The following is a 21,604-nucleotide window of genomic DNA, read 5'->3' on the forward strand; positions in this document are numbered from 1 at the left end:
CAGGCGGTGGTCGAAACGGGTCTCGATTTGAGACCCATTTCGACAGAAACTTACATCAAATTGAGAGAAGTTTTGATTGTGGCCGTTTATGGCCTGAAACCCTTACAATTTCTCGGTTTTTGTGATACTATTTTGATACTAAGAAAGCGAACTGCCTCAAATAAGCGGGCAAAACATTAACATATTTGCGAATGTTTTGCCTATAAAATCACCCCAAATACACTCCCATGTACTTGAATTTGCCGAATGGGAATAATCCGACCATAGCCGTCCCCCAACCTTCGAGGAGAGACAAGATGTCCAACAATGTTCGCCCCGAATCCATGGCACGCATCAACAGTGAAGCTCTTGCCCGAACCTTCATCGACGAACAGGTCAAGGAACTCAGAGAACAGATCGGTGACAAAAAGGTCCTGCTCGCCCTTTCCGGCGGCGTGGACTCCTCCGTCGTGGCCGCCCTGCTCATCAAGGCCGTCGGCCAGCAGCTCGTGTGCGTGCACGTCAACCACGGTCTTCTGCGCAAAGGCGAACCGGAACAGGTCGTCGAAGTGTTCCGCAACCAGATGAAGGCCAACCTCGTCTATGTGGACGCCGTGGACCGCTTTCTGGACAAGCTGGCCGGTGTGGACGACCCCGAAACCAAGCGCAAGATCATCGGCGCCGAATTCATCCGCGTGTTCGAAGAAGAAGCCCGCAAGCAGGAAGGCATTGAATTTCTGGCTCAGGGCACCATCTACCCCGACATTCTGGAAAGCGGCACCGTCAAGGCCCATCACAACGTGGGCGGCCTGCCCGAAGATCTGCGCTTCAGCCTTGTCGAACCGCTGAAGTTCCTGTTCAAGGACGAAGTCCGCATGGTGGGCAAGACCCTCGGTCTGCCCGACGGCATGGTGTACCGTCAGCCCTTCCCCGGCCCCGGCCTCGGCGTGCGCTGCCTCGGCGCCATCACCCGCGATCGCCTCGAAGCCGTGCGTGAATCCGACGCCATCCTGCGTGAAGAATTCGCCAAAAACGGTCTGGAAGGCAAGGTCTGGCAGTACTTCACCGTGGTGCCGAACTTCAAGTCCGTGGGCGTGTCCGACGGCAAGCGCACCTTCGCCTATCCCGTCATCATCCGCGCCGTCAACACCGTGGACGCCATGACCGCCACCGTGGAAGATGTGCCCTTTGCCCTGCTGCAGCACATCACCGACCGCATCACCAAGGAAGTAAAGGGCGTCAACCGCGTTCTCTACGACCTCACGCCGAAGCCCGTCGGCACCATTGAGTGGGAATAAAAAACACTCCGCCCCGGAAGCCAGAAGGCTCCCGGGGCTTTTCTTGTCTACTCACAGCGCCGGTTTCTGCCATGCACAGACAGTCAGACAGCATGACCGGGGGAAGCATCTGGAAGTCCATCGTCTCCTTTGCTGTTCCCCTGATTCTGGGAAATTTCTTCCAGCAGCTCTACAACGCCGCCGACTCGCTCATCGTGGGCAATCTGCTCGGCGACAGAGCGCTTGCCGCCGTAAGCGGAACAGGCAACCTCATTTTTCTGCTCGTAGGCTTCATCAACGGTATCAGCCTTGGTGCAGGCGTCGTCATATCGCAGCAGTTCGGAGCGGGAAAAATCCGGGACATGCGCCGATCCATCCATACGCTTGCCGCGTTCGGCCTTGCCTCGGGACTGGGACTGTCCATATTCGGCGTTCTCTGCACTCCACAGATTCTGCACTGGATGAACACTCCGGCCGACGTGTTCCCGGAAACCCTGCAGTATCTGCGCGTCTATTTCGCCGGAGCCCTCGGCCTTACCACGTACAACGCCCTTGCCAGCATTCTGCAGGCCGTCGGAAACAGCCGATATCCGCTGTACTTTCTGATACTCTCCTCCGTCGTCAACATCGTTCTCGACCTCGTCTTCATTGCGCTGCTGCACTGGGGCGTCTGGTCGGCGGCAGCCGCCACCGTCATCTCTCAGATTCTCAGCGCCCTGCTCTGCACGCTGGTGCTGTGCCGCAGTTCGGCTTCCTGGCGTCTTGCGCCCGGAAGCATCCGCTTCCATGCCGGCTGCCTGAAAACGCTCGCTGCCTACGGCTTTCCCTCCGGTCTTCAGTGCTGCGTCATCGGCATTTCCAACGTGGTCATCCAGAGCCACATCAATCTGTTCGGCGCCTCCGCCATGGCCGGATGCGGCGCCTATCAGAAAATAGAAGGCTTCTGCCTCATCCCCGTCATGAGTCTGGCCCTTGCGCTCGCCACATTCGTGGGGCAGAACACCGGGGCCCACCATCCTCTGCGCGTCCGGGCAGGCATGAGCTTCGGACTTGTCCTTTCCATGCTTGTGTCCGGGCTCATCGGCGTGGGAGTCCTTGTGTGGCGCGACGAACTCATGGCCGTTTTCAGCGCCGACGCAGAAGTCATACGCCTCGGCGCGGATTATGCCCGCGTGGCCGCGCCCTTCTATGTCCTGCCCGCCTGCACGCACTGTCTTGCCGCCGCCTTCCGCGGTGCAGGAAGACCGTTGTTCGCCATGGCGGTCATACTCATCTGCTGGTGCGCCGTGCGCGTGGGCACGCTCTCCACGCTCATGAGCTTCTTTCCCACCATCGCCACCATCTACTGGATCTATCCCGCCACGTGGACGCTGAGTTCCCTCACCTTTCTTTTCGCCTGGTGGAGAATGGCCTCCGCTCTTCGTAACGGTCATAAAAAGGCAGCAACCCGCGGCGGACGCTGAAAACAGGCTTTCGAGCTCTCCCGCGCTCCGCACAGAAAAACAGTCCCGCGCGCTCCGTCTTTACCGCAGAGCGGACTTCTTCGTCGTGCACGAAACCCACGAAGAGCTTGTCATGGCGCGCCGTTTCTGACACACCGCCTCCATCCGCCGATCTCACCTTCCCAGAGGCATTGCCATGAACTTCTTTGAGCAGGTCTACGACATCGTGCGATCCGTGCCGCCCGGACGCGTCATAAGCTACGGTCAGGTCGCCTTTCTTGCCGGCAATCCCCGCATGGCCCGTCAGGTGGGCTGGGCCCTCCATGTCTGCCCCGACGACGTGCCGTGGCAGCGCGTGGTGAAAAAGGACGGAAGCCTGCCACAGGGCCCGGGCCTGTGCGGCGAACGCCAGCGTACGCTTCTGGAACAGGAAGGCGTGAAGTTCGATGCCGAAGGGCGCGTTCTGCGTTTCCATTTTGAAGTCTGAAAGGCCGAAAACCCCACGGCTGCGCTCATGCCGCAGTCTGCGCAAGCCAAGGATGCACTTGAAGGCATACCAACGATATGCTACCGTCCAAGGCTGACGGAGAGACAACCCTCTTGAGGAGTTTTTATAGATGTTTGGCATCGGCAGCACAGAATTGCTGGTCATCCTGGTCGTGGCCCTTCTCGTTCTCGGACCCAAGAATCTGCCCAAAATTGCGCATACGCTCGGCCGCGCCATGGGAGAATTCCGGCGCGTGTCCACGGAGTTTCAGCGCACGCTCAATACGGAAATAGCCTTTGAGGAAGAGGCAGAAAAGGCCAAGGCAAAAAAGGCGGCGGCAAATAGTGAAAAGACGACGTCCGGCACGACCGGCAGTCCTGTTTCGGACACGGAAAACAAGGCCTGAACGGTTCACCGGTATGGAAGAAAAAGACATTTCCCAGTCCCCGGCCAGCGGGGAACACAATCATGACGATGCTGCGGAGGCGAAGCCCGATCTCGCTTCCTATTATGCCGCGGCAGCTGCGGCCGCAGCCTCGGGGCACGAATTTCCGACCGGAGAATCGAAGGAAGACGTCTCTGACGCCGGGGACGGCGACTCCGACATGACCGGCGACCACACGAACGCACCTTCTCCCGCAGAGGAGAAGAACGACGACACGACGAAGGACGAGGACTCCCCGGCAACGTCTGACGACATTTCGGAAGACGGCAGCCCTCACGGTCCGCTCGATCTCTTTGCCGAAAGCTCCGGCGACCGGCCGGAAGCAACGGACACGGAAAAAAGCGGCGACACGGAAGCAGGGGCCCGGGAGCCCGTGCCTCCCTATGAGAACGCGCCGACCTTTGCCTCATTTCAGGCTCCTGAAAAGACCCCCGACCGGGAAGATGACGACGAGGAACCCGAAGGCGCTGAAGACGATGTCCCCATGAGCATCATAGGCCATCTCAACGAGCTGCGCCGCCGTCTGTTCCGCATCGTCATCATCGTCGTGCTCGGATTCGTGGCCTTCTACGGCGTTTCCGAACCGCTGTACGCCTTTCTTTCCGCGCCTCTTCAGGCCTGCATGCCCGAAGGCAGCAAGCTCATCTACACCTCTCCTCAGGGGGCGTTCTTCACCTACATGAAGGTGGCCCTCGTGGCGTCTCTGTTCGGCACGAGTCCCTTTACCTTCTATCAGCTGTGGGCGTTCATCGCGCCAGGACTGTACCGCGAGGAAAAAAAGGCCGTGCTTCCGCTCGCCTTCTTCTCCTCCATCTTCTTCCTGGCGGGTGCGGCGTTCTGCTTCATTCTGGTGTTCCCCATAGCTTTCCAGTTCTTCATGGGCTTTGCCTCCGAAACCATCGTGCCCATGATTTCGGTGGAAGAATACCTCAGCTTCGCGCTCAAGCTTCTCATCGCCTTCGGCGTGGTGTTTGAAATGCCGCTGTTCGCGTACTTCCTGTCGCGCTTCGGCCTGCTCACTCCGGCCTTCATGCGTCGGTCCCGGCGCTACGCCATTCTGGTCATCTTCATCGTGGCCGCCATTCTCACGCCTCCCGACGTGTTTTCCCAGTGCCTTATGGCCATTCCCATGCTGCTTCTCTATGAGGTGAGCATCTATGTGTCGGCCATGGCCTACAGGAAGAAGGAAGACAAGCCGGAAAACAAGGAAGACAAGGAGGAGGCATGATGACTTCAGGCGACGCCGTCCGCAGTGCCAAGCTTTCGAGAGCCACCGGAGAAACCTCCGTGAGGCTGGAACTCATGCTGGACGGCACGGGACAGACCACCGTGTCAACCGGCTTCGGCATGCTCGATCACATGATCACGCTTCTGGCCTTCTGGGCCAGGTTCGACCTGTGCCTCACCTGCTCCGGCGACATGCACGTCGACGCGCATCACACCACCGAAGACGTGGCGCTGTGCCTCGGCAGGGCTCTGCGCGAAGCGCTCGGCGACCGCAAGGGCATAGCCCGCGCAGGCTGGGCCAGAGTGCCCATGGACGAGGCTCTCGCCGACGTGACCGTAGATCTCTCGGGCCGTCCGTGGTTGGAATTCCGCGGCGACGAGCTGCTTCCCCCGGTCATGGCCGGCGAGGAAAAGGACGTATGGCGGGAATTCTACAAGGCTCTGGCCTCCGCGGCACAGTGCAATCTTCACATCTCCTTCCAGTACGGCAAAAACGGACATCACCTGCTGGAATCCGCCGCCAAGGGACTGGGACTTGCGCTGGCGCAGGCTGTACGACGCAGCGACGACCGCATGCCCAGCACCAAGGGGAGTCTCGACTGATGCATTTCCGCCATTTTCTTCTCGCTCTGCTTTGCCTCTGCCTGCTGGCCGGCTGCCAGAAGGCCGACGAGCAGCAGCGCCTCATCATGCCCGATCTTGTCGTGGCCGTTGCGCCCTTCACGCAACCTACGCAGACCACCGAGCTTCTTTCCGGCTTCATCCCCGAAGACCAGAAAAAGATTTCCGGCCAGACGCTGAATGAACTCGACGCGCTGTTCCGCGAAAAGCTCCATCCTTCCCTTCATCGTTACGTCTTTCTGTCCGAAGCCGACATTCAGGGCGACATGGCCAGAGACGCCCGCGGCCGCCGCAATGCGCTCGTCACCTGGGCCGAGCGCGCCAGAGCCGTCGGTGCGGACATGATCGTCGTGCCGCACGTCATCACCATGCAGGAACGCGTGGGCGGCAAGGCGGGAGTCGTTTCCGCGGCAGCCGTCAACGAGGACTTCTATCTCATCGACGCACGCGAGCCGGTCAGTCTTGTCATGCGCTGTCACTTCGCCGAAGAGCAGAAGCCCCTTGCCAGCGACATCACCAAGATAGGCACCTTCTTCAAGCGCGGCGGCGGATGGGTCACGGCCAAGGAGCTCGCAGCCGAAGGCATGGACAAGGCCGTAAAGGAGTTCGGCTTATGATCATCTTTCCCGCCGTCGATCTTCAGAACGGCAAGGCCGTGCGTCTGAAACAGGGCAGAGCCGACGAGTCCACCGTGTTCAGCGACGATCCCGTGGCTGCCGCACTGCACTGGCAGGAGCAGGGCGCGGAATGGCTGCACCTCATCGATCTTGACGGAGCCTTTCAGGGCAAGAGCGTGAACGCCGATCTTGTGGCGCGCATCAGCGCAAGACTCGACATTCCCATTGAACTCGGCGGCGGCGTGCGCGACGAAGATGCCGCCCGCATGTGGTTCGACGCCGGCGTCACGCGTCTCATCATAGGCACCATGGCTCTGGAAAAGCCGCAGGAATACGCCAGACTCTGTTCGCTGTTCCCCGGAAAGATCGGCGTGTCCCTCGATGCCGTGGACGGCCGTCTCAAGACCCGCGGCTGGGTGACCGACGCAGGACTCACCGTAGATGAGGTCATGCCCCGTCTCGTGGGCGACGGCACGGCCTTCATCATCTATACCGACATAGCCCGCGACGGCATGCAGAGCGGCGTGAACATTCCCATGCTCTCCCATCTGGCCGAAACGAGTCCCGTGCCCGTAGTGGCGGCCGGAGGCGTTGCCACGCTGGACGACATCAAGGCGCTCTATCCGCTCAGCGTGAAGGCCAATCTTCAGGGCGCCATTTCCGGCCGCGCCATCTATGAAGGCACCCTGAATCTGCCCGAAGCCATGGCCTGGATAAAGGCACAAAAAGCCTGATCCCGCTTCGGCAAAACATAGAACTTCTTCAAGCCCGCATCCTCTGGGATGCGGGCTTTTTCACGCCTGCGACGGACGGGACTTTTCGACGCAAACGGCCTCCGGCCCCTTCGTCATTCCCACGCTTCTGCCTCCGTCATTGACTTGACAGAAACGCCCTTTCGGGCTAACCGGGGCCAACAACACTCTCTACGCAAGGAAGTTTTCATGTCGTCCGACAGTCCCAGTATCACCTGCTCCATATTCAACCGCCTGAGCTGAACGACCTTGCGCCTCTTCCTCCCGCAGGCCGTCCGGCCTGACGAGGAGGTTCCATGCTTTCCCACCCTCTCTTCCGCTTCTTCCGGCGGCATGCGCTCCGCGTGCCGTCGCGTCCTTCGACGCCACCCTTCCTTCCTCCATCGCTCTAGCGCCTTCTGACGGAATGCCGCCCGGGCAGCTCTGCGCGTGCCCTCATTTTCCGCCAAAGGCGCCCTTCCATCCCGTACGTCCGGCCGCATTGGCCGCCGGTCTTCTTCAGCGCCCTTTTCCGCTCTGCGGCTTCCGCGCATCTGCGGACCTTTCTTCAACAATCCAGACAACAAGGAGTTTCCATGGACAGTCACAGTACGTTCTCCCCGGCCCCCGGTCCCCTTCTGCCTTCCACCTCAGAACTCAAAGAGGAAAACAGCCATGACCCGTAAGGATATTCTGCTCTCCATCCGTGAAATTTCTCATGCCCGTCACGCCCGCGACTTTGTGGAGGTCGCCGGAAGAACCCATCCCTCCGACATGGCGGAAGCGCTCTCCTCCCTTCCCCGTGCAACCGTACTCGCTCTTCTGGAAAAACTGGACGCCGAAACGGCTGCCGGCCTGTTCGGATACTTTTCCGAAGAGCTTCAGAAGGAACTCTTCCTTGCCATGGACGTCAGGCGTACGGCGGCGCTGTTCGAACACATGCCGGCAGACGAGCGAGCCGACTTCTACGCTCTGCTCGATGTCGGAACGCAGCAGAAGCTTCTTTCCTCTCTCCCCGCGGATATCCGGGAAGACCTGCTCCGGCTTGCCGCGTTTCCGGAAGAAAGCACAGGTTCCGCCACCACCTCCGAATACCTCTCCGTTCTGCCGGAAACCCGCGTTTCGGCCGCACTGAAGACCGTGCGGGCCGCAGCAAGACGCAGCGAAACCGTCTACATCGTCTATATGCTCGACAGAAAACGACATCTGCTCGGCACCGTGTCGCTGCGTGAACTGCTTCTGGCCGACGATGACGCCACCATGGAAAGCATCATGCGCCGCCCCTTTTTTGCACGCGCCTCATGGCCCCGTGAACGCTCCGCGGAAATGATACGTCGCTACGATCTTCTGGCGCTGCCCGTCATGGATGAAAACAATGCCATGATGGGCATCCTCACCGTGGACGATGCCATGGACATGGAAAAGGAACTGGACGCCGCCCGTCTCGCCCGCTTCGGCGGCACGGCCACGGCGGAGGACTCGGACCTCGACATCCTGAACTCCCCCTTGTTCGTCATGTTCAAGGTACGCGTGTTCTGGCTGATATTTCTTACCGTGTTCGGGGTCGTCACGAGCACTTTCGTTGCCGCCCAGGAAGAACTTCTTTCAAAGGTCATCGTGCTTGCGGCCTTCATCTCTCCCATCGTGGACATGGGAGGCAACACGGGAAGCCAGTCCGCCACGCTGGTCATACGCGCCATGGCCGTAGGAGACGTAAGTCTCTGCCGGAAAGATGTGTGGCGCGTACTTCGGCGGGAGCTTCCCGTGGCCTGCGCCCTCGGTCTCACCGTGGCCGTTCTCGAAGGCCTACTCGCCTGTTTCTCCAAGGGCACGGGCATCGACGTGCTGCTTACCGTGGGACTGAGCATGTTCGTATGCACTGCCGCAGGCGGCATCATCGGACTTCTGCTGCCCTTTCTCGCCCGCCGTCTCGGCACGGATCCCGCCACGCTCTCCTCGCCGCTCATCACGTCCGTCATGGACCTGCTCGGCGTGTTCATCTACTTCGGCTTCGCCTATCTTTTCCTCGGCAACCTGACCAGCCTCTGAAATGCGAATGAAAAAGCCCTCCGGGATTTCCCGGAGGGCGAAAAAGACGCCTTCTGAAGATGAGGCATCAGTGCTTCCTCAGCGTAAGCAGCAGCACCGAGCCTATGACCAGCGCGCAGCCCGCCCAGCCGATGGGAGAAAAATTCTCGTTCCAGATCCACCAGCAGAGCAGCGTGCTCACCACAGGTTCAAGATTGCCCAGAATGGCGGCCTGCACGGGGGAAAGATAGCGCAGCGACTGCCCGTACCAGAAATAAGAGACATAGGTGGACACGAAGCTGAGAATGAACAGCGCCACCGCAGCGTGCAGGGACACGGGCCCGAACGACGCGAAGAACGAGAGCACCAGCGCCGCCGGAATGAAGGTGAAGGCAAACAGCGCCTGCGTGGAATAACGGTCCTTGTACCACGTGAAGAATAGAAACTGAAAGGCATAGGTGAAGCCGGACAGAAGCCCGCAGCCTATGCCAACATAGGAAACCTCCTTGCCGAGGCTTCCGCCGGACAGGCAGACAAGACTGGTGCCCACCATGGCCAGAGCCAACGCCATTATCTTGGAAGAGTTGATGGCCTCATGAAAAAGGATGCGCGAAAAGAAGGCTACCCAGGCCGGCGCCGTGAACATGAGAATGATGGCGATGGCTCCGCCGCTCTTCTGGATGGCTATCTGAAGGGAAAGAATGACGAGGGAAACGTTGACGGCGCCGAAGAGCACCATGCTCACAAAATCCCGCCGCGACGCGCGCATGCCTCCGCGAAGCAGCGCATGCACGAGAAAGCACGCTCCGGATATGGCCATGCGCCAGAATGCCACGGAAGCCGGATCCATGCCTTCCGCAAAGCACACACGGGAAACAGGCCCTATGATGGCCCAGGCCAGCGCGGCCAGCACGCAATAGACCGTGCCTATCCAGAAGCCGCGATCACTGAAACTCACATTCATCAAAAAGCTCTCTCCACCATGCCGAACTCGAGGCCTTCGGCTCCGGCCAGTGTCTGAAACCGGGAAACAGCCAGACGAATCGCCTCCTCAAGCGCCTCACGGGAAGAAAAGGAATAAATGACCGTCAGGAGCCTGCGGCTTTCCGGGGTGACCATGGCGCGCGTGGAATCGCTGGTGGGACTGCCCACGGGCCCGGCCTCGTCGGCCAGAAGCGGCATGTTCTCAAGATCCACGGAGTCCTTGCCTATGCCGGGATAGCTCTCGCCGGGACGTCCCCGACGCAGCACTACGGCCCCCTGCAGATGATCCATGTCATAGGAACCGAGGGAAAAGCCCGTTTCCAGAGAAACGATATTGTTCACGTCCACCACGCTGTTGATGCGGTACAGATCCTTGCCCTGACGCACGCGACGGTACAGCGCCTCGGAAGACACTCTCCAGCGGCCCGGGTCCTTGCCGCAGGCACGATATCCCCTGCGGGACTCGCCGAGATTGGGCATGTCGGCAAGCGCCGTCGACTCAAGACGAAGCTTCAGCTCAGGCACAAGCGCATCGAAGCACGCGGCTATGTCCTGCCCGGACGGACGGGGCTCAGCCTGATAGGTCAGCCAGCCGAGGCGACACTCGGGGCAACGGGAAAAAACATCGTCGTCAATGCGGATCTCGGTTTTCATGCCATGCTCTCCAAACACAGATATGAAAAAAGCCGCCTGTTTACACAGGCGGCTGAAATTCTGGTGGAGATGAAGAGAATTGAACTCTTGGCCTCTTGAATGCCATTCAAGCGCTCTCCCAACTGAGCTACATCCCCGTTGCATATATGCTTTTGCCAGATTCGGCCACGGCAGTCAAGAAAAAAGTGATTTCCGCCGTTTTTTTCCGGAAGAAACTCTATTCCAGAAGGTCCAGGGCGTCCAGCACGGGCTGAAGCGTTCCTTCTTCTCTGGCTTCGCGCATGAGACGGCCTATGTATTGAAGCTGCCGTCTTTTCGCCTCAAAGCCCGACAACCGGTCGTATTCGTCCAGACCTTCCTTCAGATCGGGGGGCAGAGGCAGACGGGCACGCTTGACGGCGGGAATCTTGGCCAGCTTTTCTCCCACGGACTGAAGGGCGGAACTGTCGCGCTTCTTCTGCGAACGGCTCACGCGTTCCTGCTCTTCCTCGCCGCCTATCTGGTAACGATTCTTCCGGGGCATTACTGCTGCACCTCAGGTCCGCTTTCTTCAGGATTGAAGTTGGCGCTCTCTTCCATTTCCAGCGTGTCGATCTTCTCCTCGAGCCACTCCATGAGCGCACGGGCGGTGTGGTAGTTGAACAGCACGCGGGAATGGATGTGACGGGTGATGACGCGTTCTTCCTCGTCAAAGGGCACCACTTCCGCGCCGAAGGCCCCGTCAGGCTCCACGGCCCTTTCGGAAAACGAGGGAAGCTTGTCGCTCTCCACATAAAAATTCACTTCTATTTCGCCCTGAGGATTGATGCCGCCCCACACGCCGTGCGTGTACTGAAGACGGCAGTCGGGGTCCTGACTGTACTCGTAACGCACCCGGCTGGGATATCTGATCTGACTCATGAGAACCTCGCAAAAATGAGGCCGCCTCTCGGGCGAACCTTGAATTTCCCTTCATATCGCGCCTTGCCCGGCAAGTAAAGAACATACTCTCCGGGGCCGACGCCGCGCCGACACTTGACGGAACGGCTCACGCGCGGCACAGTGGAACATTCTGACGGCTCAGGCGGGAAATCCGGCCTATCCGACATCACTGCCAAGAGGAATTCTATGAACAGCTACACCAAGGAAACGCTGCAAGTCCGTCCCATTTTCGACTTTGAACTGCTGCTGGGCCTTCTTTCCGAAAAACGCCTCGGCGGCAAGGTGCTTGAAGAGCTGGCCGACGTCTGGGAACGCTGGCTGCCCAAGCTCCACGCCATCAAGCTGGAAACCGGCAAGGGGCGCTATCTCGCCCTCTGGCTTGATCAGGATGTGGAAAAGGAAGTGGATGAAGAATGGGCGAAGTCCGCGGAATACGGCTTCCGTCTGAGCGCACTCGGCCAGACCATGTGCCAGTGCGCCGTGTACCAGCTCATGCCCGAAGTGGAAGAAGCCGGCTGCGCGCCCGCTCCCCAGCCCACGGCCGCGCTGCGCGAGGCCCTCGCCGCCGAAGGTCTGGACTACCAGGACGTGACCCACTCCATGCTGCCCAAGTTCAGCGTTCTCACGCCCTACCCCTTCCACGGTGCATGCGACATCTGCTATCTGCGCAAGGAATGCCCCAAGGCCAACGGACAGGCCAACCAGTTCCGCTCCTTTGAAATAGGCGGAGAGACGGAGCAGAAGGCCTGATCATGGACAAAAAACGTTTCAGGGAAGGATTCCTTCACATCTTCAAGGCTGCGGGCTACTCGCTTGCCGGGCTTCGTACCGGCGTCCGCCTCAGCCTTGCCTTCCGGCAGGAATGCGGTGTTCTTCTCGCCCTCATCGTGCTGCTTGCCGTCTGCGGCAAGCCCCTCGTCACCTGGCTTGTCGCCCTCGGAGCGTGGCTTCTCGTCATGATGGCCGAGCTCATCAACACCGCCATTGAAGAAGCGCTCAACCTCATCACCCGCGACTACAACATTGCGGTGAAGAACGCCAAGGACATGGCCTCCGCCGCCGTGTTCCTCATGCTGGCCCTCAACGCGGCGCTCTGGTTCTGCATCTTCATTCTGGGACTGTTCTGACGGCGCGGTGCCACGCGCCTCTTTGCCGCAACGCCGGCCGGACCCCGCCGGGTTTCGGACGCGCAGCCTCTTCCGCCCCGGCACGGGGCCCCGCCTTCATCACCTTCCTCCCATCACCGGAGAATATCCCATGGAAACCGTCTTTCTGAAAAAGGGCGAGGACCGACGTCTGCGCATCGGGCACCTGTGGGTGTTCAGCAACGAAATAGACACGAAGCGCTCCCCCCTTGGCTCCTTTGCTCCCGGCCAGTCCGTGCTCGTGGCCGACTGCGGCGGACGCCCGCTCGGCACAGGCTACGTCAACCCCGCCTCGCTCATTGCGGTGCGCATGGTCAGCCGCAAAGCGGACGAAGTCCTCGACGCCTCTCTTCTGCACCGTCGTCTTTCCGACGCCCTCGCCCTGCGCGAAAGGATGTTCCGCACGCCCTTCTACCGTCTCTGCCACGGAGAGGGCGACTTTCTGCCCGGTCTTGTGGCCGACCGTCACGGCGACCATGTGGTCTGCCAGATCACCACGGCGGGCATGGACGCGCACACGGACGAACTTCTTTCCGTGCTCGACAGCCTTCTGCACCCTTCCTCCATTCTTCTCGACAACAACGTGGCCTCGCGCGACCTTGAAGGGCTGGAACGCTTCCAGCGCGTCGCCTCAGGCGATGTTCCCGAAGAAATTTCCGTGGAAGAAAACGGCATGAGCTATGCCGTTCCGCTGAAGAACGGACAGAAGACCGGATGGTTCTACGATCAGCGCGTAAACCGCGCCGCGCTCACGCCCTTCGTGCAGGCACAGCAAGGCTGCAGCGTGCTCGACGCCTTCTGCTACGCCGGCGGCTTCGGGGCTCTGGCGGCAAAAAACGGCGCAGGAAAAGTCACCTTCATGGACGCCTCGGCGCATGCGCTCTCCTACGCAAAGCGCAACGCCGAACAGTTCGGCACGGAAACGGAGCTTCTTCAGGGCGACGCGCTCACCCTGCTGGCGGATCTGCGCCGCGAGGGACGCACCTTCGACATCGTCTGTCTCGATCCTCCGGCCTTCATCAAGCGCAAGAAGGACGCGAAGCAGGGACTCGAAGCCTATCAGCGGGTGAATGAAATCGGCCTTGATCTGGTAAGACCCGGCGGAATGCTCATGACCTGTTCCTGCTCTCACCATCTGGAAGCCGACGCACTTCGCGGTCTGGTCACGCGCGCGGCGGGAAAAAGACGCCGTCATGCCAGGCTTCTCTTCCAGGGCTTTCAGGGGCCGGATCATCCCATTCATCCCGCCATGCCGGAAACGGCCTATCTCAAGACCTTCCTCTTTCATCTGCCGGAATAACCGTGCGGCGGCCCTCCCACGGAGGGCCGCCTTTTTATGCGCCGAACACCACCTCTCACGCACCTCCCGCGTTTTCTGCGTCGCCCTTCTCCGAAGCGAACCTTCCGGCGCATCCCCGCCGTTTGCCGACGATGATTTTTTCCCACGCCGTCCCCTGCGCTTGCCGAGCCTTCCCTTTTTCTATACCGTGAAAAACGCGCATTTTTCGCGCCACTTATCCCCCGACGCTTCGCCGGCTCAAGAGGTTCCGTCATGTCATCCATTCAGGCTACCCGTATGCTCACCCCGGGCCCCACGCCCATTCCAGACCGTGTCCGTCTGGCCATGGCCGCTCCGCTGCTTCATCACCGCAAGGATGCGTTCAAGACCATTCTGGCCGAAAACCAGGTCATGCTGAAGAGCCTCTTCTGCACGGAGTCTCCCGTTCTTCCTCTGGCCTGCTCCGGCACCGGCGGCATGACCGCCGCGGCCTTCAATCTGTTCGAACCCGGAGAAAAGGTGCTCGTGGCCACGGCAGGTCACTTCGGCAACCGCTGGGTGGACATCGTAACCCAGCGCGGTCTTGAGCCCGTCGTGCTGCGCAAGGAGCCCGGCACCTCCTTCGATCCCGAGGAAATCCGCGCCATGCTCGATCATGACCCCGCCATACGCGGCGTGTTCATGCAGATTTCCGAAACCTCCACCGGCGTGCTGCACCCCGTGCAGAAAGTGGCGGCCGTCACCCGCGAACGAAACGTGCTTCTCGTGGCCGACGGCATTTCCGCCGTTTCCATCTCGCCCGTGCGCATGGACGAATGGGGCATAGACTGCCTCATCACCGGCTCGCAGAAGGGACTCATGCTTCCGCCCGGACTGGCCTTCGTGGCGCTTTCTCCCCGCGCATGGAAACGCGCCTCCGAGGTGCGCCCCCAGTGCTACTATTTCGACCTTACGGCGGAACGGGCAAGCTGCGAAAAAAATCAGACGCACTACACCTCGCCCATCAGTCTGCTCGTGGGGCTTCACGAAGCGCTCACCATGCTGCAGGAAATGGGCATGGACAACGTTTTCAAAAAACAGTGGGCCCTCACGCAGATGGCGAGAACCGGCATTGCCGCCATGGGCATGGAACTCTTCGTCAAAGAAGAAGGCCGCTATACCTGGGGACTGACCAGCGTGCGCATGCCCGACGATCTGCCCGCCGGTCCCGTCGTCGCCAGGGCCTTCAAGGAATGCGGCGTCATTCTCACGGCCGGGCAGGGCAATCTCAAGGACAAGGTGCTCCGCCTCGCCCACATGGGCTGGATAGACTGGGGCGACCTTGCCGCCGGTCTGCATGCCCTGGCATGGAGTCTGCCGGAAAAACCGTCGGGAGACTATCTGGAAAAGGCGCTCGACGCCTATCACAAGGCTCTCGGCGAATAACGGCCGAAAAGTCCGCACGCTCGAAGGACCGGCCCGCCCCTGCGGACCGGTCCTTCTCATGCGCAAGAGGTCTGGAAACGGCCTGAAACGTCTCCTCCGGGGCACGCCGGAAACGACCGTGTCACGGCGGAAAACGCGCAGTCCGCCCAGCTCACAGCACCTTCAGCCCGTGCCTCTCCAGTTCCCTGATCTTGCGGAACATGGTGCTTCTGTCCATGCGGAGCATCCTTGACGCCGCCGTCATGTTGCCGGAACAGCGCGCTATGGCAGCCCGCAGCATCCGACATTCCATTTCACGCATGATGTCGTGGTAATCCCTGCCCTCAAAATCAAACTCCGTTTCCGAAGGGGACGGTTCCCGCGGACGGACCGCGCGACGGATGGGCAGATTGTCCGCCTTCACCACGTTTTTCGGACAGGTGACCACGGCCTCCTGCATCATGCTCCTGAGCTCCCGCACGTTGCCCGGCCAGTCATAGGAGAGGAGCAGCTCTTCCACATCGTCCCCCATGGTGACGGCTCTGTTGTACTTTCTGGAAAAGTACCGGAGGAAAAACTGAGCGAGCGGCATGATGTCGTCCTTTCGCCTGCGCAGCGGAGGAACATTCAGCACCGCTATCTTCAGCCGATAGTAAAGATCGCTGCGGAACTCGCCTTTTGCCACGGCCTTTTCCAGATCCTTGTTGGTGGCGGCAATCACGCGCACGTCCACCTTTTTCGGCGTGTTCGAGCCCACCCTGACGATGACTCCGTCCTGCAGAAAACGCAGAAGCCTTGTCTGAAGCGCCAGGGGCAGTTCGCCAATTTCATCGAAGAACACGGTTCCTCCGGCGGCCGCCTCGATGAGTCCTATGCGACCGCTCCGGCTCGCTCCGGAAAAGGCCCCGCCTATGTAGCCGAACAGCTCCGATTCTATGAGGCTGGGAGCAATGCTTCCGCAGTCCACCTTGATGAACGGCTTTTCGGCTCTGCGGCTCATGGCGTGAATGCGCTGCGCCATGACGTCCTTGCCCACGCCGGTTTCTCCGAGAACGAGGATGGAAATGTCCGTTTGCGCCATGATGCGGGCCTTGGAAAGAAAAGCCTCCATGGCGGGACTGAAAATAAAGTTGCTTCCGTCCTCGGCGCCCTGGAGACAGGAATTGCTGGCAAGACGGACCAGCGTGTTCAGAAGGTCCCGTTGATGCGCCAGCTTGTTTTCCATGTCCACGATGGTGCTGATGTCACGAATGAAGGTGATGCACATGACCACCCTGCCGTCACTATCGACAATGGGAAAACCGTCCAGCGACAGGTGTCGGCCGTTGGAAAGCGTCTGAATCTTGGAAACGGGTTTTCCGCTGCTGACGACCTCGGGATTGACCGCAACATCGAACACTCCTTCCGCCACGATGCTCGTGGCCTTGCGCCCCACCATCCACTTTCTGGAAAAGCCGCTCAGCTCCTCATACTTTTTATTGACGAACAGACACGTGGAGTCCGCATCGCTTATCCAGATGCCGTCCTGAAAAACGTCCAAAGCCTGTTCCATATATTCAAGAAGCACGGAATCCATGAGCAACCCGACATGAGGATAAAAGGTTCTGCCAGCCCGAACATTCTGCAATAAATTCATTTATCTCTCAACCGGCGCTCACGCACGCGTCCGCCGGACTCCCGGCGGGAGGGAGCGCCGCGGGACACGGAAGCGGACGAAAAAAACGATCCTGCGCCTTCAGGCACACGACGGACGTCTTTCCACACGACCTTCGCCGCAGGGAGGAAGAAAACCGCGATCACGCCGGACAACCATGGACATCACGGTGCCGATGCCGGTTCCGCATATGGGCGGTCTTTCCGGCACATCACCGCCCCTGTCGGAAAATCCGTACATGGAACCCGTCATGACGCAGCGGCTCCCCCCGCATCCCAAACGCGGCCGCAGGCCCCGCAGCGGGCCCTGAACTCTTTTCTCATGCCGTTTTCCCCGGTCTCGGCATGAGGCGGCAACAAAAGCCGACAGGCATTCTCCTTCCCTATGCTTTGCTGCCGCGCCAACGACGCTACTTCGCACCACGCTCCTCATCCACGATGGCCTGCACGCGCCCGGCCGCTCCGGCAGAAAGGGAAACGTCTCCCATGGGATATTCCCGGGCAAGAAACGTGTATTTCTGGGCCCCGAGGCGATGATAGGGCAAAGCCTCATAGGAAACGTTGGCGTACCCCTTGAGAAGTCGTCCTATGGCTCGGGCCGTGTCGTCATCGTCGTTGAACCCGGGAACGACGGGGGTGCGCACCAGCACGGGCTTGTCGGGAAAGCAGTTCAGAAGCTTCGTCAGATTGGAAAGAATGAGCTCATTGCCCACGCCCGTGCCCTGTCTGTGTTTTTCGGCGTCGGCATGCTTGACGTCGAACAGAATGCAGCCGAGCAGAGGAACGGCCTCTTCCAGCGTTTCCCACGGCACGAAGCCGCAGGTTTCAACGGCCGTTCTTATGCGCCGTCTGCGGGCCTCGCGCAGAAGCGCCATCACGAACCGCTTCTGAAACAGCGGCTCGCCGCCGGAAACAGTCATGCCCCCGCCTGAACGCGAGTAAAAAAGCGCATCCTGAGCAACGACGTCGAGCACGTCTTCCACGGTGCGTTCCCGGCCGTAAACGATCAGACTCCGTGCAGGACAGGCCCCGGCGCAGTCGAAAGTCCTGCAGTCGGCGCAACGGTCGCAGTCGATGACGATCGATCCTCTTTCCTCACGTATGGCTCCCTGCGCGCAGGCCGGAATGCAGAATCCGCACTTGTCCGGTGAAATGCAGCGGCCGGGGTTGAACGCCATCTGCGGCTGCGTTCTCTGCGATTCGGGATTGCTGCACCATCGGCACTTCAGAGGACAGCCCTTGGCGAACACTATGGTACGGATGCCCGGCCCGTCGTGCACGGAATATTTCTGGATGTTGAACACCTGGCCGGTAACTTTTCTGTCCTCAAACGTACTCATGACGACCTCGTGCGCATGGCGGAAAAAATTTTTTGTCTCTGCATGAAACTCCAGGCGATGTCCCGAAACCGGCCCCGACAGGCCCCGGACGACACGGAACGCTCCATGCAGCAGCCCTCACCGGAACCGGCCTCTCCCCGGCAGGGAGGAGAAGCCGGAAGAACGTCGAAGCTCCGCATGCTACAGATCGTCGTGGTCGGCACGGGCGATCAGATCATTCTGCAGATCGGGCGAGAGATCCACGAAGTAGGCGCTGTAACCGGCCACGCGGACAATGAGGTTGCGATACTTCTCCGGCTCCTTCTGGGCCGCGATGAGCGTTTCCTGATTGAGCACGTTGAACTGAATGTGCCACAGCTTGAGATCGCACCAGGTCCGGATGAACTGAATGAGCTTTTCAGTGCCGGCATCGCCTTCCACCGTCCTGGGCGTGAACTTGATGTTCAGAAGACGCGCGGCGCGTTCGCGTCGATTGTAGTTCTTGGTCATGTGGTTGGACATGAGCACGGCGGTGGGGCCGTTCACGTCCGCGCCGTGAGAGGCAGAGGCGCCGTCGGAAAGCGGGAACCAGTCGACACGCCCGTTGGGCGTGGCGCCGACCACCTTGCCGAACGGAACGTGAGAGGTGAAGGGCACGTAGCGCAGGTCATTGAAGATGCCCATTTCTTCCGAGTACTTCCTGGAGAACTCCACGGAAATGCGGTCGAGCTCCCGGCCGATGGCGTCGGCATAGGGATCGTTGTTGCCGTAGCAGGGACAGTTCTTCACGAGCTGCCGCACGGCTTCATAGCCCTGATAGTCATGGTCGACGGCTTCCATGAGCTGATCCATGGTGAGACGCTTTTCCTCAAACACCAGCTTCTTGACGGCCACAAGAGAATCGATGACCGTGCCGAAACCCATGAACTCGAAGTAGCCGAGGTTGATGCCTCCGGGGATGAGGCGGGAATGCAGATCGAGGCAGTGCTTCATGCACAGATCGTGCATGGCGGAGCCCATGGGCTGGGCAAAGTGCTCGGCGCGCACTCTGGTGACGATGTACTGCTGAATGAAGGCCGTGCGCAGGAGCAGAAGGTGCTGCGCCTTATAGGCTTCCCACATGTCATTCCAGGTCCTGAACGTACGGGGATCGGGAGTCTCGACGCCGAGTTGCTCGTCGCCGTATTTCTTCATTCTGCCTCTGCGCAGTGACATTTCCAGAGCCGCGGCAAAATTGATGTACGCGCCGCCGGAAGTGTAGGTGTCGCAGTTGGGCATGCGGCATTCGGTGCAGCCGGAAACGGCATAGTCCAGTGCCTCTTCAAAGGTGGCGCCCTTGGACACGTACAAAGGCACCACTTCCTCGTCGTTGCACAGCTTGGGAAAGCCGGAGCCGTACTTGATGGTTTCGGCCACGTCCCAGAGATATTCCTCGGGAGAAAGGGCGTGCACGCGGGCGGCGAGGTCGGGATAGTGCAAAGGAAACTCTCTTTTTGAACGCAGGAAGAGATGGGTGAGTTCGTTGGTGGCGTCACGGCCGTCGGGGGTCTGTCCCCCGATGGTCACGGCTTCCCAGTGCGCATAGCCTTCGTTGAAGGCTCCGCCCTGGGGAGAGATATACATGTCGATGAATTCGGCCATGCCCACCCACATGCATTCCAGAAGTTCCATGGCCTTCTCTTCGGTAAGAACGCCTTCTTCCATGTCCTTCTTGTAATAGGGATAAAAATACTGGTCCATGCGGCCGTTGGAAATGGTGGTGCCGGTCTTCTGTTCGAGGCGGGAGAACATCTGCACGAACCACTGAGACTGCACGGCCTCATAGAAGCTGGTCGCAGGTTCGGCAGGCACCTTGTCCGCGATTTCGGCCATCTTCAGAAGCTCCGCCCTGCGCACGGGATCAACGGTGGCGGCGGCCACTTCACGGGCCCTGGCCGCGTAGCGTCGGGCCCACAGCACGATGGCGTCGGACACGATGATGACGGCTTCGAGGAAAGGACGCCTGTCGACCTGATCCACGGGGCTGGAAGGATCAAGGGCGGCCAGCCTGGCTTCTGCCTCGGCCCTGATGCCGTTGAAACCGCGCTTCAGAATCTTTTCGTAGTCATGCACCCACTGGATCGAGGACCGGAAGGAAGAAGTTTCGTTCACCACAAAGCGGGAAATGAGCCCTTCGGGATCGCAGTAGGTGAGCTTGTGCACCTCGGGCGGAAGAGCATGGTTCAGGGCCTCGTGATAGGTCCTGCCCTTCCAGTAGGGGGCAATCTGCTCCATGACTATCCTGGCGTCTTCGGGACTGATGACGGCCGGAGACTGCTGTCTGGAGGGCAGATCGCGCACGGCGATGTCGAGGAAGTCGCCGTCGAGTTCGGGATACAGAATGCCGTAGCGGCCGAGTTTGGCGCCGGCGCGGCCGAGCAGAAGCTGTCCGTCCTCGACTTCCACGGTCATGTTTCTGGCGATGTGCATGAGTGCTCTGGCCCAGCGCAGGACAAGGGGCTGACCTTCGGTTTCCTGCATGGACCGGGTGAAATACAGGGCACGTTCCACGTCGATGACGGGAGTCTGACCTTCAAATCTGGCGATGAGATCGAACACGCGGGCATGCGTGCCGTAGTATTTGTCCTTCCTGCCCTTCTGCTCGTCAAAAATGCGCCGCTCCTGCGGAGAATGGCATTCACAGGCTTCGGGGTTGAGCATTTCAATGGCACTCATGACTGAACTCCTTGATGGTTCGTTTCGGACCGGATGCTTCAGACTCCGGTTCCGGGAGCCGCAGCTCCTGAACAGGTTGAAATTCATACGACGCGTCACGGGCTCCAGCGTTCTGCCGGTCCGCCCCTGCATCAGGAGTCCCGCAAAAAATCCGCCGATGCCGGAAACCGTCCGCAGGCCGACGCCTCTGCAGACTCCGCCCTCCTTCATGGCGTCACACGTCCGTTTTGACACTTTCAGCGCAATGCGTTCAAGCACGTCTTTTCTGCTCGCGCGCCCTTTTCGATAAGCAAGAACCGTGCCAAGATGAAAAATTCGTGATTTTTATAAAAATATTATTTAATTACAATATATTATGAATATTCCGTTCTCCGTGGCAGCAGCCGGGACACCTTCCTGAACAAGGACGCCATTTTCGACAAATTAATAAATTATCCAAGTATGTTACGTTTATTTTGTGAAAATTTTATTTTTTAATGACACCTATGCTTTTATGCATAATATGTAAAAAAGCACAGTCGTTATATGCTCCGCTGATTCAACCTCTTGTTTTTTATACAACTTTATGACTATGACATTATTATTTTTCTTCTTTGCCCTATGCATGAACGCATAGGAAAAGACCATGAAAAATGCGCTTTATTTCCTATTAATATACTGGGATTTCTCCATTTTT

Annotated in this window: 21 protein-coding genes and 1 tRNA gene; 14 read left to right on the forward strand and 8 right to left on the reverse strand. The window is 59.5% G+C overall.

The genetic code is table 11. The annotated features are described in order from the left end of the window. The 10 genes from QZZ60_RS05170 to mgtE all read left to right on the forward strand — a co-directional run. Positions 1-180: hypothetical protein (locus QZZ60_RS05170; protein WP_295638766.1), on the forward strand; the 180-nt coding region annotated here is incomplete at its 5' end. A gap of 143 nt (positions 181-323) precedes the next feature. After that, positions 324-1,277 (forward strand): glutamine-hydrolyzing GMP synthase, encoded by a 954-nt coding sequence (gene guaA / locus QZZ60_RS05175; protein WP_367119406.1) that lies wholly within the window; start codon positions 324-326, stop codon positions 1,275-1,277. Positions 1,278-1,348: 71 nt separating this feature from the next. Continuing rightward, positions 1,349-2,719: an MATE family efflux transporter gene (locus QZZ60_RS05180; RefSeq protein ID WP_295638772.1), complete on the forward strand. Its 1,371-nt coding sequence runs from the start codon at positions 1,349-1,351 to the stop codon at positions 2,717-2,719. Between the two features lie 175 nt (positions 2,720-2,894). Beyond that, positions 2,895-3,185 carry an MGMT family protein gene (locus tag QZZ60_RS05185; RefSeq protein ID WP_295638775.1) on the forward strand — a complete coding sequence of 97 codons (291 nt, stop codon included), beginning with the start codon at positions 2,895-2,897 and terminating at the stop codon, positions 3,183-3,185. 130 nt (positions 3,186-3,315) lie between these two features. Then, positions 3,316-3,591, forward strand: coding sequence for a Sec-independent protein translocase protein TatB (tatB, locus tag QZZ60_RS05190; protein ID WP_295638778.1), 276 nt, complete (start codon positions 3,316-3,318; stop codon positions 3,589-3,591). A 13-nt stretch (positions 3,592-3,604) separates the two neighbouring features. Continuing rightward, entirely contained in the window at positions 3,605-4,858 is a 1,254-nt protein-coding gene (gene tatC / locus QZZ60_RS05195) for a twin-arginine translocase subunit TatC (RefSeq protein ID WP_295638781.1), read from the forward strand. Further along, positions 4,858-5,460: an imidazoleglycerol-phosphate dehydratase gene (locus QZZ60_RS05200; RefSeq protein ID WP_295638820.1), complete on the forward strand. Its 603-nt coding sequence runs from the start codon at positions 4,858-4,860 to the stop codon at positions 5,458-5,460. The genes tatC and QZZ60_RS05200 overlap by 1 nt, the downstream gene beginning before the upstream one ends. Further along, positions 5,460-6,095: a nucleoid-structuring protein H-NS gene (locus QZZ60_RS05205; RefSeq protein WP_295638784.1), complete on the forward strand. Its 636-nt coding sequence runs from the start codon at positions 5,460-5,462 to the stop codon at positions 6,093-6,095. Before QZZ60_RS05200 ends, QZZ60_RS05205 begins: the two co-directional genes overlap by 1 nt. After that, entirely contained in the window at positions 6,092-6,829 is a 738-nt protein-coding gene (gene hisA, locus QZZ60_RS05210) for a 1-(5-phosphoribosyl)-5-[(5-phosphoribosylamino)methylideneamino]imidazole-4-carboxamide isomerase (protein WP_295638786.1), read from the forward strand. The genes QZZ60_RS05205 and hisA overlap by 4 nt, the downstream gene beginning before the upstream one ends. Before the next feature lie 672 nt (positions 6,830-7,501). Beyond that, complete coding sequence (gene mgtE, locus QZZ60_RS05215; RefSeq protein WP_295638789.1) at positions 7,502-8,875, forward strand: magnesium transporter; 1,374 nt, start codon at positions 7,502-7,504, stop codon at positions 8,873-8,875. A 67-nt stretch (positions 8,876-8,942) separates the two neighbouring features. On the opposite strand, the gene QZZ60_RS05220 is transcribed toward mgtE, so the two are convergent. From QZZ60_RS05220 to QZZ60_RS05240, 5 genes are all read right to left on the reverse strand, one after another. Then, positions 8,943-9,812, reverse strand: coding sequence for an EamA family transporter (locus QZZ60_RS05220; RefSeq protein ID WP_295638792.1), 870 nt, complete (start codon positions 9,810-9,812; stop codon positions 8,943-8,945). A 5-nt stretch (positions 9,813-9,817) separates the two neighbouring features. After that, positions 9,818-10,492, reverse strand: a complete 675-nt coding sequence (locus tag QZZ60_RS05225; RefSeq protein WP_295638795.1) for a phenylalanine--tRNA ligase beta subunit-related protein — start codon at positions 10,490-10,492, stop codon at positions 9,818-9,820. A 61-nt stretch (positions 10,493-10,553) separates the two neighbouring features. Further along, a tRNA-Ala gene (locus QZZ60_RS05230) sits at positions 10,554-10,629 on the reverse strand. A gap of 80 nt (positions 10,630-10,709) precedes the next feature. Beyond that, the gene (gene yjgA / locus QZZ60_RS05235) at positions 10,710-11,015 is read right to left on the reverse strand and encodes a ribosome biogenesis factor YjgA (protein WP_294445871.1); all 306 of its coding nucleotides are present in this window, start codon (positions 11,013-11,015) and stop codon (positions 10,710-10,712) included. Further along, positions 11,015-11,392 carry a hypothetical protein gene (locus QZZ60_RS05240; protein WP_295638798.1) on the reverse strand — a complete coding sequence of 126 codons (378 nt, stop codon included), beginning with the start codon at positions 11,390-11,392 and terminating at the stop codon, positions 11,015-11,017. Before QZZ60_RS05240 ends, yjgA begins: the two co-directional genes overlap by 1 nt. A 207-nt stretch (positions 11,393-11,599) precedes the next feature. On the opposite strand from QZZ60_RS05240, the gene QZZ60_RS05245 reads away from it, so the two are divergent. From QZZ60_RS05245 to QZZ60_RS05260, 4 genes are all read left to right on the forward strand, one after another. Then, on the forward strand, positions 11,600-12,163 hold the full coding sequence (locus QZZ60_RS05245; RefSeq protein ID WP_295638800.1) for a hypothetical protein: 564 nt from the start codon (positions 11,600-11,602) through the stop codon (positions 12,161-12,163). Between the two features lie 2 nt (positions 12,164-12,165). Continuing rightward, positions 12,166-12,540 (forward strand): diacylglycerol kinase, encoded by a 375-nt coding sequence (locus tag QZZ60_RS05250; RefSeq protein ID WP_295638803.1) that lies wholly within the window; start codon positions 12,166-12,168, stop codon positions 12,538-12,540. Between the two features lie 130 nt (positions 12,541-12,670). Further along, positions 12,671-13,858, forward strand: a complete 1,188-nt coding sequence (locus QZZ60_RS05255) for a class I SAM-dependent rRNA methyltransferase (RefSeq protein ID WP_295638806.1) — start codon at positions 12,671-12,673, stop codon at positions 13,856-13,858. Between the two features lie 252 nt (positions 13,859-14,110). Then, positions 14,111-15,262, forward strand: coding sequence for an alanine--glyoxylate aminotransferase family protein (locus QZZ60_RS05260; RefSeq protein ID WP_295638808.1), 1,152 nt, complete (start codon positions 14,111-14,113; stop codon positions 15,260-15,262). 151 nt (positions 15,263-15,413) lie between these two features. Here QZZ60_RS05260 and QZZ60_RS05265 read toward each other — a convergent pair whose 3' ends face one another. The 3 genes from QZZ60_RS05265 to QZZ60_RS05275 all read right to left on the reverse strand — a co-directional run bounded on the left by QZZ60_RS05265 (position 15,414) and on the right by QZZ60_RS05275 (position 20,928). Then, the gene (locus QZZ60_RS05265) at positions 15,414-16,817 is read right to left on the reverse strand and encodes a sigma 54-interacting transcriptional regulator (RefSeq protein ID WP_295638811.1); all 1,404 of its coding nucleotides are present in this window, start codon (positions 16,815-16,817) and stop codon (positions 15,414-15,416) included. Positions 16,818-17,304: 487 nt separating this feature from the next. Next, positions 17,305-18,234: a glycyl-radical enzyme activating protein gene (locus QZZ60_RS05270; protein ID WP_295638814.1), complete on the reverse strand. Its 930-nt coding sequence runs from the start codon at positions 18,232-18,234 to the stop codon at positions 17,305-17,307. Positions 18,235-18,414: 180 nt separating this feature from the next. Next, on the reverse strand, positions 18,415-20,928 hold the full coding sequence (locus QZZ60_RS05275; protein WP_295638817.1) for a pyruvate formate lyase family protein: 2,514 nt from the start codon (positions 20,926-20,928) through the stop codon (positions 18,415-18,417). Positions 20,929-21,604 lie beyond the last annotated feature (676 nt).

Source organism: uncultured Mailhella sp. (genome assembly GCF_905187505.1).
Lineage (GTDB): Bacteria > Desulfobacterota > Desulfovibrionia > Desulfovibrionales > Desulfovibrionaceae > Mailhella.

Coding starts and splice junctions, on each gene's coding strand:
- guaA (WP_367119406.1), top strand. CDS start 324: ATGGCACGCATCAACAGTGAAGCTCTTGCCCGAACCTTCATCGACGAA.
- QZZ60_RS05180 (WP_295638772.1), top strand. CDS start 1,349: ATGCACAGACAGTCAGACAGCATGACCGGGGGAAGCATCTGGAAGTCC.
- QZZ60_RS05185 (WP_295638775.1), top strand. CDS start 2,895: ATGAACTTCTTTGAGCAGGTCTACGACATCGTGCGATCCGTGCCGCCC.
- tatB (WP_295638778.1), top strand. CDS start 3,316: ATGTTTGGCATCGGCAGCACAGAATTGCTGGTCATCCTGGTCGTGGCC.
- tatC (WP_295638781.1), top strand. CDS start 3,605: ATGGAAGAAAAAGACATTTCCCAGTCCCCGGCCAGCGGGGAACACAAT.
- QZZ60_RS05200 (WP_295638820.1), top strand. CDS start 4,858: ATGACTTCAGGCGACGCCGTCCGCAGTGCCAAGCTTTCGAGAGCCACC.
- QZZ60_RS05205 (WP_295638784.1), top strand. CDS start 5,460: ATGCATTTCCGCCATTTTCTTCTCGCTCTGCTTTGCCTCTGCCTGCTG.
- hisA (WP_295638786.1), top strand. CDS start 6,092: ATGATCATCTTTCCCGCCGTCGATCTTCAGAACGGCAAGGCCGTGCGT.
- mgtE (WP_295638789.1), top strand. CDS start 7,502: ATGACCCGTAAGGATATTCTGCTCTCCATCCGTGAAATTTCTCATGCC.
- QZZ60_RS05225 (WP_295638795.1), bottom strand. CDS start 10,492: ATGAAAACCGAGATCCGCATTGACGACGATGTTTTTTCCCGTTGCCCC.
- yjgA (WP_294445871.1), bottom strand. CDS start 11,015: ATGCCCCGGAAGAATCGTTACCAGATAGGCGGCGAGGAAGAGCAGGAA.
- QZZ60_RS05240 (WP_295638798.1), bottom strand. CDS start 11,392: ATGAGTCAGATCAGATATCCCAGCCGGGTGCGTTACGAGTACAGTCAG.
- QZZ60_RS05245 (WP_295638800.1), top strand. CDS start 11,600: ATGAACAGCTACACCAAGGAAACGCTGCAAGTCCGTCCCATTTTCGAC.
- QZZ60_RS05250 (WP_295638803.1), top strand. CDS start 12,166: ATGGACAAAAAACGTTTCAGGGAAGGATTCCTTCACATCTTCAAGGCT.
- QZZ60_RS05255 (WP_295638806.1), top strand. CDS start 12,671: ATGGAAACCGTCTTTCTGAAAAAGGGCGAGGACCGACGTCTGCGCATC.
- QZZ60_RS05260 (WP_295638808.1), top strand. CDS start 14,111: ATGTCATCCATTCAGGCTACCCGTATGCTCACCCCGGGCCCCACGCCC.
- QZZ60_RS05265 (WP_295638811.1), bottom strand. CDS start 16,817: ATGGATTCCGTGCTTCTTGAATATATGGAACAGGCTTTGGACGTTTTT.
- QZZ60_RS05270 (WP_295638814.1), bottom strand. CDS start 18,234: ATGAGTACGTTTGAGGACAGAAAAGTTACCGGCCAGGTGTTCAACATC.
- QZZ60_RS05275 (WP_295638817.1), bottom strand. CDS start 20,928: ATGAGTGCCATTGAAATGCTCAACCCCGAAGCCTGTGAATGCCATTCT.